Source organism: Gluconacetobacter aggeris, assembly GCF_014174395.1.
Classification (GTDB): Bacteria; Pseudomonadota; Alphaproteobacteria; order Acetobacterales; family Acetobacteraceae; genus Gluconacetobacter; species Gluconacetobacter aggeris.
On record NZ_JABEQD010000002.1, the window covers coordinates 534492 to 549448 of the forward strand.

14 protein-coding genes are annotated in these 14957 nt (G+C 61.1%); 10 read left to right on the forward strand and 4 right to left on the reverse strand.

Going from position 1 to position 14957, the window contains the following annotated elements:
* The first annotated feature begins 205 nt into the window (after positions 1-205).
* The 7 genes from HLH36_RS05055 (at position 206) to HLH36_RS05085 (ending at position 6653) form a co-directional block, all read left to right on the forward strand.
* Complete coding sequence (locus HLH36_RS05055) at positions 206-622, forward strand: flagellar basal body rod protein FlgB (RefSeq protein ID WP_182978002.1); 417 nt, start codon at positions 206-208, stop codon at positions 620-622.
* Between the two features lie 16 nt (positions 623-638).
* Entirely contained in the window at positions 639-1046 is a 408-nt protein-coding gene (flgC, locus tag HLH36_RS05060) for a flagellar basal body rod protein FlgC (RefSeq protein ID WP_182985333.1), read from the forward strand.
* 22 nt (positions 1047-1068) lie between these two features.
* Positions 1069-1215 (forward strand): hypothetical protein, encoded by a 147-nt coding sequence (locus HLH36_RS05065; protein WP_182985334.1) that lies wholly within the window; start codon positions 1069-1071, stop codon positions 1213-1215.
* A gap of 33 nt (positions 1216-1248) precedes the next feature.
* The gene (locus HLH36_RS05070) at positions 1249-1992 is read left to right on the forward strand and encodes a flagellar hook-basal body complex protein (RefSeq protein ID WP_182985335.1); all 744 of its coding nucleotides are present in this window, start codon (positions 1249-1251) and stop codon (positions 1990-1992) included.
* Positions 1993-2166: 174 nt separating this feature from the next.
* Positions 2167-3804 carry a flagellar hook-associated protein FlgK gene (gene flgK, locus HLH36_RS05075; protein ID WP_182985336.1) on the forward strand — a complete coding sequence of 546 codons (1638 nt, stop codon included), beginning with the start codon at positions 2167-2169 and terminating at the stop codon, positions 3802-3804.
* 23 nt (positions 3805-3827) lie between these two features.
* Positions 3828-4925 carry a flagellin gene (locus HLH36_RS05080; protein ID WP_182985337.1) on the forward strand — a complete coding sequence of 366 codons (1098 nt, stop codon included), beginning with the start codon at positions 3828-3830 and terminating at the stop codon, positions 4923-4925.
* A gap of 279 nt (positions 4926-5204) precedes the next feature.
* Positions 5205-6653, forward strand: a complete 1449-nt coding sequence (locus tag HLH36_RS05085) for a tetratricopeptide repeat protein (RefSeq protein WP_182985338.1) — start codon at positions 5205-5207, stop codon at positions 6651-6653.
* A 66-nt stretch (positions 6654-6719) separates the two neighbouring features.
* On the opposite strand, the gene HLH36_RS05090 is transcribed toward HLH36_RS05085, so the two are convergent.
* From HLH36_RS05090 to HLH36_RS05100, 3 genes are all read right to left on the reverse strand, one after another.
* The gene (locus HLH36_RS05090; protein ID WP_182985339.1) at positions 6720-9182 is read right to left on the reverse strand and encodes a TonB-dependent receptor; all 2463 of its coding nucleotides are present in this window, start codon (positions 9180-9182) and stop codon (positions 6720-6722) included.
* Positions 9183-9608: 426 nt separating this feature from the next.
* Positions 9609-9965 carry a cytochrome c3 family protein gene (locus HLH36_RS05095; protein WP_182985340.1) on the reverse strand — a complete coding sequence of 119 codons (357 nt, stop codon included), beginning with the start codon at positions 9963-9965 and terminating at the stop codon, positions 9609-9611.
* 20 nt (positions 9966-9985) lie between these two features.
* Positions 9986-10696 (reverse strand): ferric reductase-like transmembrane domain-containing protein, encoded by a 711-nt coding sequence (locus HLH36_RS05100; protein WP_182985341.1) that lies wholly within the window; start codon positions 10694-10696, stop codon positions 9986-9988.
* A 269-nt stretch (positions 10697-10965) separates the two neighbouring features.
* On the opposite strand from HLH36_RS05100, the gene HLH36_RS05105 reads away from it, so the two are divergent.
* On the forward strand, positions 10966-11751 hold the full coding sequence (locus HLH36_RS05105; RefSeq protein WP_182985342.1) for a sulfite exporter TauE/SafE family protein: 786 nt from the start codon (positions 10966-10968) through the stop codon (positions 11749-11751).
* Between the two features lie 43 nt (positions 11752-11794).
* Here the strand turns inward: HLH36_RS05105 and HLH36_RS05110 are convergent, their stop codons facing one another.
* On the reverse strand, positions 11795-11941 hold the full coding sequence (locus tag HLH36_RS05110; protein WP_182985343.1) for a hypothetical protein: 147 nt from the start codon (positions 11939-11941) through the stop codon (positions 11795-11797).
* A 267-nt stretch (positions 11942-12208) separates the two neighbouring features.
* Here HLH36_RS05110 and HLH36_RS05115 point away from each other — a divergent pair, with 267 nt between their 5' ends.
* Both HLH36_RS05115 and exaC read left to right on the forward strand, forming a co-directional pair.
* The gene (locus tag HLH36_RS05115; protein ID WP_246376437.1) at positions 12209-13102 is read left to right on the forward strand and encodes a helix-turn-helix domain-containing protein; all 894 of its coding nucleotides are present in this window, start codon (positions 12209-12211) and stop codon (positions 13100-13102) included.
* A 158-nt stretch (positions 13103-13260) separates the two neighbouring features.
* Entirely contained in the window at positions 13261-14787 is a 1527-nt protein-coding gene (gene exaC, locus HLH36_RS05120) for an acetaldehyde dehydrogenase ExaC (protein ID WP_456305451.1), read from the forward strand.
* The last annotated feature ends 170 nt before the right edge of the window (positions 14788-14957 follow it).

Genomic DNA, 14957 nt, shown 5'->3' on the forward strand with positions numbered 1-14957 from the left:
GGGTTACCTCGCACCCGTCGCCTTATACCATTCGGGAAGGCCGAACTAAGCCTGACATCGGGCACGTGTCGCGCGGATTGCCACACTCCAAAAAAAACTGCGCTCGCACCACAAGCGCATGCTATTCAGGCTCCGATACGCCCTATATATGGAGAGAATGCACCACAGGTCGGGCGCAAACAGAAACCAGCGGAATAGACAGCGTATGCTGGAAGCATTATCCTCCCAGATGTCCCAGGCCCATAGTGGCACCGATGTGCTGGACTTGGCCGGGCGCCGCCTGCAATGGCTGCAGAACCGCGAGTCCGTGCTGGCAGGCAATGTCGCCAACGCGAACACGCCGGGTTATGTCCCCAAGGATACCGCGTCGTTTCAAGGTGTCCTGCAAAACCAGATGGCCATGACGCTGGCACAGACCGAGCCCGGCCATCTGACCGGCCGCAACAGCGGCGGCAGTGCGACACGGACCGGGATCAATACGTCCATCGACGGAAACCAGGTCAATATCGAAGGCGAACTGGAAAAGATCGCAGATACCAATGACCAGCAACGTCTCGCGACGAACGCCTACAGTGTCTATATGTCGATGTTCTCGATAGCCCTCGGCTCACCCTCAGCCTGATCGCACGAGGTCTATCATGGATTTTTCCGACACAATGGGCATCTCTGCCGCCGGAATGCGCGCGCAGGCAAAACGCCTCCAGATCGCGGCCGAAAACCTCGCCAACAAGGAAACCACTGGCGCGACAGCCGGATCGGACCCTTATCGCCGCAAGACGGTCACGTTCAAGGAAGTCCTGGATCGTACCTCCGGCGTTTCCAGTGTGGACATCAAGGAGGTCGGGCAAGACCAGACCCCTTTCGAAACGCGGTACGATCCATCACATCCGGCAGCCGACGCCAACGGCCTGGTCAAGATGCCGAATGTGAATGCGATGGTCGAAATCATGGACACACACGAAGCGCAACGTTCGTACGAGGCCAACCTCAATACCATGCAGATCACGCGGTCCATGATGACGCGCACGATCAACCTGATGAAATAAGGCGGGGCGGGCCGGCGGTGACATGACCCCGCGGGAAGAGCGCATTCCGGCCGGCTGGTCTCGCCTGTTGCTGTTGCATGAACAGTTCGTTAATCTGGCCATGCATGCTTTACAGCTATTCCCCTCGGCGGGACAGGCTCATGAAATGCGTGAATGGGTACTGGCCTGACCGCACGCGCCCGGTTCCTTCTGGAGAACGACATTGGACAATACGACCTATATTGCCCTGTCTCGCGTCGATACATTGATGCGTGCTCTGGACGTGACGGCCAATAACCTCGCCAATGCCAATACGGATGGCTACAAGGCGAACAGGCAGCTGTTTTCCGAATATCTTGTCAAACAGAAGGGGCCGAACACGCTGCCGGGCGACAAGCAGGAATCCTACTCGCAGGATCAGGCGACCTATCGCGACCAGCTTCAGGGTTCCCTTCGGCAGACCGGAAACCTGACCGATTTCGCCATCAACGGCGAAGGTTATTTTACCGTCCGCACGACGCAAGGGATCAGGCTGACGCGCAACGGCGCGTTCCATCGCCGCATGGACGGTACGATCGTCGACGGATCGGGCAACCCCGTTCTGGACAATACCGGCCGGAATCTGGTTCTGCAGAACGAAGAAGATCTGCTGTCGGTCTCCGCTGACGGGACCATATCCACCCAGAACGGCGTCATCGGGATGATGGGACTGGTGACGGTCAACAATACCCAGACATTGATCCCCGAAGGTCATTTTCTTCTTCGGCCGACCACCCAGACCCACACGGTCGCCCGTCCGGAAATCCGGCAGGCCATGCTGGAATCGAGCAACGTCAATGCCGTCTCGGAAGCGACGAGAATGGTCGAAATCCAGCGCGACTACGACCTGACGTTCCAGCTTATACAGACCGAGTCGACACGCAACATGAACGCAGTCGACAAGATCACAGCCGAGCCGTCAGTCTGAGACCGACCGTTCTGAAGAAAGGCCACTTCCTGTTCCAGGCAGGGCACCGCGCGTAACCTTTTAGAAACCATTAATGGATAACGAATCCATAACATGGTCTCGGGGTCCGTCCTGCTTCTGGCGGCAAACGCGTATGCTCCATGGACGGTGGCTAGGTACAGGAAACTTGGAACGATGGGTCTATTATCCTCTCTTTCGATAGCCACCAGCGGGCTGAATGCGATTGAATACCAGTATTCAGTCACATCCCAGAACGTTTCGAACCAGAGTACGGCAGGCTATGTGAGCGAGACGGCCACCGTCACAAGTGCCGTCACGAGCGGCACGGGCAATGGCGTCCATATCGGCGCGACGCGACTCAATATCAATCAGGCATTGCAATCCGCGCTGTATGCGCAGAATGCTCAGGTCTCTTCCTACACCACGATGGACAATTCGCTGGCCGCGGTCTCGGCAGTCCAGGGCACGACCGCAGCGGCTTCGACGGACGCCGTTTCCGGCACCACCAATACGCTGACCGACCAACTGGGCAACGTGCAAAGCGCCTTGACGTCATTGATTTCCACACCGCTACAGAGTATTTCGCAAACGGCTGTGGTGACGAGCGCCCAGTCCCTGACGAATACGATCCACACACTGGCATCGACTTACACAACCCAGCGCCAGAATGCGGAAGACAGCATCGCCGCGACCATCCCGTCGATCAATTCCGACCTGACGCAGATTGGCGCTCTCTCGCAGCAGATCATAAAGCTCAAGGCGCTCGGCTCCGACACCGCCGATCTTGAAAACCAGCGCCTCGGGGTCATGTCCGACCTGTCGTCGAATCTTTCGGTCACGTTCTCCGAGACGCCAAACGGCGACATGGTCGTTCGGACCGCGGACGGCACGGAGCTTCCGACCCGCCCCGACCAGATCGGACAGAACGACAATACACAGAAGCTGCCTTCCACCACCTGGCCGCTGAGTACCGGCGACGTGACCATTACGCCGGATATGAGCTACGACCCGACGAGCAGCACGTCACCGATTCCCGGCATCATGCTGGCAGGGCAGGACGTCACCACGCATCTGACCGGCGGTACGCTCGGCGCGAATATTACCCTGCGCGACGCGACGTATCCGAAGATGCAGGCGCAGTTGGACTCGTTTTCCTATACGCTGATCAACCGCTTCAATAGCGCGGGTCTTTCCCTGTTCACGAACAGTGCCAGCTCAACCGACCCATCCAGCTATCTGGCAACCGCCCATAGCAATCTTTCAAATCCGGCCAATCCTCCGTCGACAGTTCCAGCCACGCCTCCCGGTATTGTGGGCCTTTCGTCGGCTGTCAGCGTCAACACAACGTATGTGAGCACCCCGTCTCTCCTGTCGACAAATACAGCAAGCGGCGGCACGACGATTGGCGATACGACAGTCATCCAGAATGTACTCAGCCAGACATTCGGCACCAGCGCCCAATATGTCACCGGCCCGACAAGTTCGGGCGGCTCGGATCTCGAGGCACCGACGGACAATCTCGGCTCAACCGGGAATATCTCAATCGGATACAGCGGGAATCAAGGGCTGCTCCAACTGGCCACCGCTCTGACATCGGACCAGGGTGCGACCATCGCAGCAAACAGCAACAGCCTGGCAGCCAGCACCTCGGTCCAGACCGTCCTGCAGGCAAAAGTTGCCGATGTATCGGGCGTCAACGTCAATAACGAACTGGCGAAGGTCGTTGCCTTGCAGAACGCCTACACCGCGAACGCCAAGATCGTATCCACAGTCCAAACGATGTTTACCGCGCTTCTGAACGCCATCAATTAACGCAGGATAGGGATAGGGAACAGATGAGCTCGGCAATCAATCAATATGGCGGTGGCGCTGCATCACTGATCCTTGCCGCGGGCATCAAGTCCATGTCCGTGCAGCAGGAAACACTGACCTGGCAGGCTGGCAACGGCACGCTGGCTTCGACATTCGCAGGGATAGGTTCGACACGATCGACGGCAATCAGCCTGACGCCGAAACTCACCCAGATCCAGGCCTGGCAATCCAACATCACGAATGCCCAGACCGACCTGTCGGTCACGGCCAGCGCCCTGGCCCAGCTCGTCTCCCAGGCACAATCCATGGCGACGAACCTGCTGAGCATTTCGGGCACGAGCGATACCAGTTCGGTCGCAGCCGTTGCCGAACAGGCAAAAGGCTCCCTGACGGCACTGAAGACCGTCCTCAATACGACCAGCGGATCGACCTACGTTTTTTCCGGAACCGATAGCAGCACGCCGACAATCCCCGGTACGGACTCGCTCGCGAACAGCAAGCTCGCAACGACGATCTCGAATATCGTCAGTTCGCTCGACACGGCGGGGGCGGCATCGGTCCTGCAACAGGCCACGACGGCCGCCGCAACGAACGATTCCTCCTCCAGCAATCCCCTCAGCGTATTCTCGGCGTCCCTGTCCGTTGCTCCCGATTCCGCCCGGAGCCTTCAACGCGTCACCGCGACGAATAACAATTCGACGACGAATGTCGGCGTTGTCGCAACTCAAGGCTCGACGACATCCGCCGCGTCATCAACATCGACGGGTTCGCCCATTCGCGACATGATGCGCGACATGATGATGGCGTCAGCCATGGGCGGCATGTCATCCTCGACACCGGGCTTCTCCGACATGGCCAAGCAGCTTTATTCGTCCCTGCAAACCACCATCAGCCAGCTTACCGAACTGGAATCTTCGGTCGGTTCCACACAAAACAGTCTGACGGCACAATCGGGCTTGCTGACCAGTGTCCGGTCCGCGCTGGAAGATCAGCTTAGCGGCGCAATGGACGCCGATCCTGCGGTCGTCGCCACACAGATGGCAGCCGTCAAATTGCAGCTTGAAACCTCCTACAAGCTGGTTGCCGATATGAAGGGCATGACGCTAGCCAATTATATCTGAGACCCTTTCCGGGCGCAGCACCTTCCTCGCAAGCGCGTATCTGCCATCGCAGGCGCCCGTTATCCTGCTTTTCCCTCCGGTACGTGGCGGATCGATCTCAGGCCGCGTCCATAAAAATGCCTTCCGGACACATCCGGTATTCTGTGGGCTTTCATCGCCCCGGCGTACATCCCGCCCACTGCCTGGCGGGTATCGTGCCGCACGTTCGGCCTCGTGGAAAATCCTGCGTATCCCCCGGCCGGTTTTCCCCCTTCACAAGACGATAAGGGTTTGCACGTCATGTCCCAACCAATCGGGCCTTCCGCGGAACAGACGCTTCATCCCCAGGAAAGTGGCGAAGCACTCCACCTTGCCGGACGCCTGAATGAAGCCGCAGCCGCTTATCGGACCCGACTGGAAGCAACCCCGGACGATCCCACCACTTTGAGCAATTACGGCGGATTATTAAACGAGTTCAGCCGTTTCGACGATGCGTGTGCCGTCCTCTCCCGTTCTCTTGCGCTCGACCCGAGCCAGCCCGATGCTTGGTCCAACCTGGGCAATACGTTTCTGCATCTGCAACGCTACGACGACGCGACCGCGGCCTACAGAAACTGCCTGCAACAGAACCCGGCGCATGCCCTGGCCCTGAGCAATCTCGGTGTGGTCCTTGATCATCGCGGCGCGCATGACCTGGCGCAGAAATTTCATCAGGTCGCCGTGCAGCTCACACCCGACAACGCAAAGACACGCACCAATTATGCCATCTCGCTATTGTCGCATGGCGATTATCTGGCGGGTTTTCGAGAATATGAATGGCGTTGGACAACGCACAGCTCCCGTAGCTACGGCATGACCGTACCACAATGGAAGGGCGAGGATTTCCGTGACCTTACCCTCATGATCCATACCGAAGGCGGCTTCGGTGACATGATCCAGTTCTCCCGTTTCATTCCATTTGCCGCGCAACGTGGAGGGCGCGTGATCGTCCGGGCAAGAAAGGAATTGCTGACCCTGCTCCGGCAATCCTTTCCCGAACAGATCTTTTTTTCTGAAGATGACGAGGTACCGCCGCACGATCTTCAATGCCCAGTTCTGAGCCTCCCTTTCGCGCTGGGCACGACTCTGGAAACCATTCCTTCCGCCGGCGGCTTCCTTCGGGCCAACGCCCAAAAAACATCGTTCTGGCGCGAACGACTCCATCAGGATGTTGCCGCGAGCGGGCGGCATGCCTTTCGTGTCGGCCTCGTATGGGCGGGCGCTCCTCATCCCGAGATCCAGGCGGCCGAGCTTGCCAACCGGCGGCGTTCGACCGATCTTTCGACCTTCGCCCCCCTGGCCGGCGCAGGCGCAGACATCCTGTTCTACAGTCTCCAGATCGGCGAAAAATCCGCACAGGCCAGAACCCCGCCCGCCGGCATGAATCTGATCGACCACACGCCCCTGCTGCGGGATTTCAGCGATACGGCCGCGCTGGTTACGGCGCTGGATCTGGTGATCGCCGTCGATACCTCGACGGCTCACGTGGCGGCCGGGCTGGGGAAACCGGTCTGGATGCTGTCCCGCTATGATCAGTGCTGGCGCTGGCTTTCCGGCCGTACCGATTCCCCCTGGTATGACAGCCTGCGCCTGTACCAGCAGGCCGCACCCCTCAACTGGTCGGACCCGATCCGCCGCATATGCACCGATCTGCGCGCTCTCGCAGCGCACTCCGCCATCCCTCAAAAGCAATCCGGCGCGATGGCATAAGCCACCGCGCCGGACCTCACCCGATGAGGTCATGCCGACGGCATGACCCCAAAGCGACTGCAACGATCAGAAATCGCTGCTGAAGGTCGCCAGTGCCGAGAACGGGATACCGATCGAATAGGTCGGGGCCTTGGCCGAAATCATGTTGCCGTTGATCCCCCTCATCGCCGTCGCATTGGTCTGGACGCTATTGATCCAGGTCAGATTCTTGCTGCCCGTGATGTTCTGCAGGTTCAGGCGGATGCTCGGGCTCTTCATCAGGCCGAAATCGCTGAAGCGATAGCCGACCGCAATGTTCATGCGGGTGTAACCCGGGATCTTCTGATCGTTCATGAACGTCGAATATTGCTTCGCCACATATTTCAGGTTGAAGCTGCCGAACCGGTGGCCGTCGTCGTAATCCAGGCCGAACCCGACCTGCCACGGCGGCGACTGCGGCGCGATTTTCCCCTTTGTCGGCAGATAATCGACAGTCTTGCCCGAGGAAGACTGCAGATTGCTGTCCGTCACAGCGTGCAGATACTCAGCCGACACATAGGGACGGATATTATGGAACGGCCGGGTGCCGATTTCGAAATCGAAACCGTCCGAATGCTCACCGCCGCCATTGGCATTGCTCGTCCAGTACGCACCCGAAATCGGGTCGACGAGCGTCTGGGTGAACAGACGATCCGTGAAGTTATAATGGAAATAGGTCAGCGACGAGGAAATCAGGCTCCCCTGGTAACGCCAGCCGGCTTCCTCGGAAATCGAGACTTCAGGCTGCTGGTTAGGACTGGCCTTGGTCGAATAACCCGTACCCACATTATACGCACCCGAATCATACAGCGCATAATTGGTCGGCATACGGTAGTTGGTCGCCACCGAGACGAAGACCTGGTTTTCGTTATTGATCTTGTAGCGAACGGCCGCCGTCGGCAGGGCCTTGGCATAATCGGTGTTGACATATTTCTGCGAGACGTCGGGCAGATAATTGGTGCCGCGACGCGTCACGATCGAATATTTCAGTCCAGCGTCGATCGTCAGCCGGTCGTGCAGCAGCGACAGGCTGTCGCCGATGAACGGTGTATGGACCTCGGTCTGCGTAGTCGTGTTACGGTACTGCGCCGTAACCCCGTTGTTCAGCACCAGGTTCGGACCACCACCCCAGACATCCAGCGGCGTTCCATCCGGCCCGACCTGGGCATATGGGCCCGTCTGGCGCTGCTTCGAATATTCGAACCAGTAGCCGATCATCAGCCGGTTCGGCCCGTAGGACCAGGTCAGCTTCGTCGTGGCACCCGGACGATAAGTCTCCGTCAAGGACGGGTTATACAACAGAGGCGAACCGGACGAGAGGCCGCCGATCGTTCCGCCGATCTTATGCGCGCCATATTGGTAACCGGTCAGGCTGGTCGCATAGGCGCCACCGCCGTTGCCGTAGCCATACCAGAAATAAGGCGTTTCCGTCAGCGTCAGATGGTCCGTCAGCGTGAAGGTCGACGGCATGCTGGCGTAGATATTGGTGAACGGATTCGGATGCAGCTTGTAGTAGTTATTATCACCCCGCACGAAATGCCGCTCGTAGACCGTGTTCGGCGCATCGGTCTTCGCCAGGCCGCTGCTGCCGACCGGGTTGTCGAACCCATAGCCCCACTGGTTCCAGCTCGCCTTGGTGACGCTGGGATAGGCATCGTTCTGCAGCGAGTTGCCCACGACCGCGAGCGAGATGCGATTGCCCTGCCCCCAGTCGTTCACGATCTTCATTTCGCCGTGCTTCTTGTTTTCATAGCCGGGGCCGCGCCAATGGTCCTGCCGCCCCTGGGAATACGAGAAATAGGCACGCAGATTGGTATGGCCGATATAGCCGGTATCGAAGCGCGCAAAGCCACGGGTGGCGTTGAACGACCCGTAGGACATGTCGATCTTGCCGCCCATCTGCTTCTTCGGGTCGATCATGTACATGTCGACCACACCGCCCGAAGCGCTGATATGCGGGCTGTCCAGATCGGCCGAACCCTGCGCCAGACGGATGCTCTGGAGGTTCTCGGAATCGACGATTTCCTGCGGGTAGACGGCGAAATTCCCGATATCGTTGATCGGAAAGCCTTCCAGCGTGAAGCCCATCTGGCTTTCGGTCAGGCCGCGCACCGAGATGTGGCCGCCCGTCATGCCCAGCGGGTCGGTATCCGACACGTTGGCGCCCGGCAGCAGGGCGATCAACTGCATCGGGTTCTGGCCCGGGTTCTGCTTGGCTATGAAATCGCGTGTCACTTCGGAAATCGATTTCGGCGCGTCCTGGTTCACCATCAGGCCGCCGCCCAGTGCACGGCGCGTCACGCCATCGCCATAGGTATGGGCCGTGACCTCCACCTGCTCGTCGGTCGGCGACGTCGCACCAAGCATGGACGGACGCGCTTCGACCTTGGCCTTGGCCGGGTTCGCCTGTCCTGTCGCCGATGAAGTGCCCATCTCCTGCGCCAACGCCCCCGACGACAGTACAGTCGAAGACACCAGAGCGAGCATCGTCGATCTGATATAGTTTGTCATACAATCTCCATTGATGAAATATGACCCCCCCAGGCCATTTTTCGCGGAACCTGACCGAATAGTCTGGTTCTGTATAGAGCGCATCAGAAATTTCATTAATTGTTCAAACTCATTTTAAAGAAAGAACAAAAAATCCATTGCGCGTGACAAAGTTGCAACAAGCGGCTGATGGTCCCGGTCCCCATCGGCCGGCACGATATGGGCCCCTTCCCCAGCGGCTTCCAGAATTCCACCATCAGGCCGACCCACGAACTTCAATCTATCTTATTGTTTTATAATAATTTTAATTCGATCAGATCAACCGACCATGCCCCGGTCTCAGTACAATGCGATCCGGATGCCAGAGCATGCAGCAACCGGCATCGCTCATTATTACGAGTACAAAACGATAACAACGCCCCACCACCCGCGTGGCGGCCACCCGGTTCAGAAGATATCCTGTCCCTTGCTGCCGTGCGGCGGGACATGGCAATCATGGCATAGCCGGACCGGGCCGGCGGTAGCATGCTCCCGACGACGCGCCAGATGGCAGCCTTCGCAGAAATCATGAAATGTCGACAATGCCAGGCCCACCTGATCCGGCCGCGTCCGGTGACAACCGACGCATGTCCGCTTGGGGGATGATGACAATGCCGGTTCCAGCACGTCATGATGACACTGCACGCAATTATAAGCCGCATGGTCGCGATGCATGAACACGACCGGGATCGGCATCGCCCGGCTGATACCCGATTCGCACCACCAGACCACCCCACCCCCGATGCCCAGGACCGCGGCCAGCATGCAGGCGGGGAGCCATCCTTTCATGGCGCCAGCCACCGGCTGAAATAGAGCCCATAGGCAATGCTGACACCCAGCGCGGCACCACCGGCCATTGCCGCCAGCCGGACGGCGACAGGCGCGGTATTGCGCCGCCGATGCCCGGAAGGCCGTGGCAACCTTCCGTGGCGCCCTATCCACGGCAGGATGGCGCAGAAGCCGGCAATCACCGCAATGGTGACCATCTGATTCCGTCCCCGCACATGCAGGCCCGCCCCCATGATGTGAAAGCTGGCCATGCCGAGCAGGCCCAGTGCCATCACCCCATGCGCCTGCCGAAAGCGGACCGCCTTCCGCCAGATCCGGCCCCGCACGGCGTGGAAGGACGGAATGACGGCCAGAGCGGCCAGCAGCAGCCCGGCAAGTCCCGCCAGCATATATCCCGGGCCACCTGGCAGCAGGTAACGGGCCGTCAGCGGTTCGGCCCACAGGGACAAGCCGACATGCAGAACGACGAGCCCGCCCGCCAGGCATCCGAACAGGCGGTGCGCAACGGCAAAGAACTTGCCGTCATTGAAGGGAATCCGCAGAGGGCGGCCGGTCAGAAGAAACAGAAAGGCCACCAGCACATAGGCCATGAAGCCGCAGGCCATGGCGATATCCCATAACGGACCGTTGGCAGGCAGTTCCAGCCCGGAGAAGAAGGCCGAGACCAACAGGCCGCCCAATGCCAGCAGCGGAAGCAGAATGATCACGGCCCCCTCCGCGCCGGAACGATACGGCCTTCATGTGTCCGTCGCCAGGTCCACCCCTGCTCCGGCCGGCCGCAGATGATAATGGCATCGAAACAATAAGATGGACAAGCATGCGATCATGCCCGCCCCGGATCGGCACGGGACCATTACCACCATATTTGATCGTTGATTAAAAGAAATACCGCATTATGATGCACCCCACTTCGAAGGCCGACCCGTTTGCCGCATATCGACCGTAAATGACGATTTTAACCTCGGGAATTCCCGTAATGACGCTTATTGACACGATCCAGCCGTTATATTCGCTGTCCGGCCTGGGCGTGGGGTTTCTGGTTGGCCTCACCGGCGTCGGCGGCGGATCGCTGATGACGCCCCTGCTGATCCTGCTGTTCGGCGTGCATCCCCAGACGGCGGTGGGCACCGACCTGCTCTACGCCGCCATCACCAAGGCGGTCGGCACGGGCGTGCATGGGTTTTCCGGCGGAGTGGACTGGAAAGTGGTGCGCCGCCTGGCCAGCGGCAGCATCCCCGCTTCCGCTCTGGCGCTCCTCGTACTCCACACGATGGGTGCCCCGTCCCTGATCACCACGCATGTGATTACCCGCAGCCTGGGCGTCGCCCTGTTGCTGACCGCGCCCTGCATCCTGTTTCGCGCCGCCATCATGCAGCGCCTGGCCGGCTTCTCCGCCAGCCTGTCCGACCGCCGGACCCACTTCCTGACGGTCTCGGTCGGGGCGCTGCTCGGCCTCCTGGTCTCGCTGTCATCGGTCGGGGCAGGCGCCATCGGGGTCACGGTCCTGCTGGTCCTGTATCCCCGGCTGTCGACCGCCCGGATCGTCGCGGCCGACATCGCGCATGCCGTGCCGCTGACGCTGGTCGCGGGCCTGGGGCACTGGCTCCTGGGTTCGGTCAACGGCGGCATGCTGCTGTCCCTTCTGGTCGGCTCGATCCCCGGGATCATCCTGGGCAGCCTGTTCGTCGGCATGGTCCGCGAGAATGTCCAGCGCGCGGTCCTCGCCGGCGTACTCACCGTCGTCGGCATCCGCATGATCTGAGAGAGCCCGTCCGGTTCGTCGGCGGTCTTCGGGGCCGGATCGATTACAGGACGGGTCCCTCGTCATCATCGTCGGGTTCGAACGGATCTTCGTCCGGGACATCACCGGGAATCGGGTCGTTCGGATCGAACGGCCCCGGAGCCGGGGTCGGCATCGGCCGCCTGGGCCCCGCATGGTTGTGTTCACGCATGGATATCGCAGCCTTTCCACCGTTGCGGCGATTGAACCGCACCCGCCCATGTGGGTGTCCTGATGGCCCCGGACAGGGCGCGGCGCTCCGGTCCCGCGCGTTTGTGAACACGGCATGATTGCCCTGATGGTCCGGAAATGATTAGCGTCTCGACATAGCATAACACATATGCCGGAAGTGCAGAGGCCAAGAGTGACGAAAACAAGATCACTCGACGATCATCATCACGCGTCAGTGAATGTCCATCACGCGGATCGCATCTACAGCATGCTGAAGGACGAATCCGCCTCCGGCCGCTCGGCGCTCGCAGCCTCATGGTCGCGCTCGCTCCGTCATTACGGCCTGAACCCGAACCATGACGACCCCCCGCACCGCCTGGACGCCCAGGCTTACCGCGAGGCCCGCGAACGCAGCGCGCTGCTCCTGCACGCGGCCCAACCCGTTCTGGACCGGCTGGCCTCGGCGGTCCGCCGCGGCGGATTCTGCATGCTGCTCAGCGATGCGCACGGCGTCGCACTCGAACAGCGATGCATGGCCGGCGACGAGGAGATCTTCAGCTCCTGGGGCCTGAACCTGGGCGCGATATGGGACGAGGCCCACGAGGGCACCAACGGTATCGGCACCTGCCTGGCCGAGGACAGGGTGCTGACGATCCATCGCGACCAGCATTTCTTTTCCCGCAACGCGGGGCTCAGCTGCACCATGGCGCCGATCCACGACCCCGCGGGCAGCCCGATCGGCGGGATCGACATTTCCTCATGCCGCAATGATTGCGACACGGCGACATTGTCCTTCCTGTCGCTGGTGGTCGAAGACGCCGCCCGACGGATCGAAACCCGCCTGTTCGGCGAAGCCTTCGCCGGCCATCGCATCATCTCGCTGGGCAACGAGGCCCAGGCCCTCCTGGCCCTGGACGAGAACGAGGTCATCGTCGGCACCAACAAGGCCGCCCGTGCCCTGTTCGGCCTGCGCGCCGGCAAACCCATGACGCTGCCCGACCTGCTGTCGGATACCGGCCATGAAGATCCCGGACGCGCCGCCCATGCCGCCCTGCAACGGGTGCTGAAACGCTGCAACGGAAACATCTCGGCGGCGGCGCGGGAACTGGGCGTCAGCCGTGCCACGCTGCATCGCCGGCTGAAGCGGCACGAGGCCCACTGAGGCCGCCCGTCGTCGCCATCCCGGGGCCATCCCCCGATCTGTCGCGGAACTGCGACAGATCGGGCGGCATACCGACCGCGGCCGGCTGACAAATCCAGTCCCCATCGCCACCCTTCCGAACGTTGACCGCGCTTCATCCGCGGCGACCAAGAAGGAGAATGACCATGGACTCGCTGGAAAGCCATCGAATCGACATGTCGTCACCGTTCAAGGCGCAGTACGACAATTTCATCGGCGGACGCTGGGTTCCCCCTTTCGGCGGGGAATATTTCGACGATCCGTCACCCGTCGATGGACGCATCCTGTGCAGGGTGGCGCGCTCCAGGGCCGAGGATGTCGAACGGGCACTCGACGCCGCCCACGCCGCGCGTGACGCCTGGGGCGAGACCAGCGCGGCCCAGCGCGCGCTGCTGCTCAACCGCATCGCCGACCGGATCGACGAGAATCTGGAACTGCTGGCCCGCGCCGAAAGCTGGGACAACGGCAAGCCGCTGCGCGAGACGCTGAACGCCGACCTGCCCCTGTGCGTCGACCATTTCCGTTATTTCGCCTCCTGCATCCGCGCGCAGGAAGGCGCATTGTCCGAGATCGACCACGACACCGTCGCCTATCATTTCCACGAACCGCTGGGCGTGGTCGGCCAGATCATTCCCTGGAATTTCCCCCTGCTGATGGCCGCCTGGAAACTGGCACCGGCCCTCGCGGCGGGCAATTGCGTGGTCATGAAGCCGGCCGAGCAGACCCCGGCCTCGATCCTGGTCCTGGCCGAACTGATCGCCGACATCCTGCCCGCCGGCGTGCTGAACATCGTCAACGGCTTCGGGCGCGAAGCCGGCGTGGCTCTGGCCTCCAACACCCGGATCGCCAAGATCGCCTTCACCGGATCGACACCGACCGGCAAGATGATCGCCCACGCGGCGGCCGACAATCTGATCCCCGCCACGCTGGAACTGGGCGGCAAATCCCCCAACATCTTCTTTTCCGACATCGCCGCCGAAGATGACGATTTCTTCGACAAGGCCATCGAAGGCTTCGTCCTGTTCGCCTTCAACCAGGGCGAGGTCTGCACCTGCCCCTCGCGCGCCCTGATCCACGAATCGATATACGACCGGTTCATGGAGCGCGCGCTGCGCCGGGTCGCGGCGATCAAGCAGGGCAACCCGCTGGACCTCACGACCATGGTCGGCGCCCAGGCATCGGTCGACCAGGTGAACAAGATCCTGTCCTATATCGACATCGGGCGGCAGGAAGGCGCGGAACTGCTGATCGGCGGCGGCCGGGCCGATCTGGGCGGCAGCCTGGCGAACGGCTGCTACATCCAGCCCACCGTCTTCAAGGGCGACAACCGGATGCGGATCTTCCAGGAAGAGATCTTCGGCCCCGTCGTCTCCGTCACCACCTTCCGCGACGATGCCGAAGCGGTAAAACTCGCCAACGACACGCTGTTCGGCCTGGGTGCGGGCATCTGGACCCGCGACGGCACCCGCGCCTATCGCGTCGGGCGCGCCATCAAGGCGGGCCGCGTCTGGACGAACTGCTACCACGCCTATCCCGCGCATGCCGCCTTCGGCGGCTACAAACAGTCCGGCATCGGCCGCGAAAACCACCGGATGATGCTCGATCACTATCAGCAGACCAAGAACCTGCTGGTCAGCTACGCCCCGAAGAAACTGGGGTTCTTCTGACAGCCCGCCACCGGCACGGGCAGCCGGGTGCCGACAGGCGCCCGGCCTGCGGGCAGGTGTCAGAACGTCACGCGCACGCCGCCAAACCCGCCGATCGGCGCGGCGGGGCTATAGCTGCGCGGGTTGCTCGCCCCCGGCGCCTGCGCCAGATAGACCGAGGAGGTCGCCGA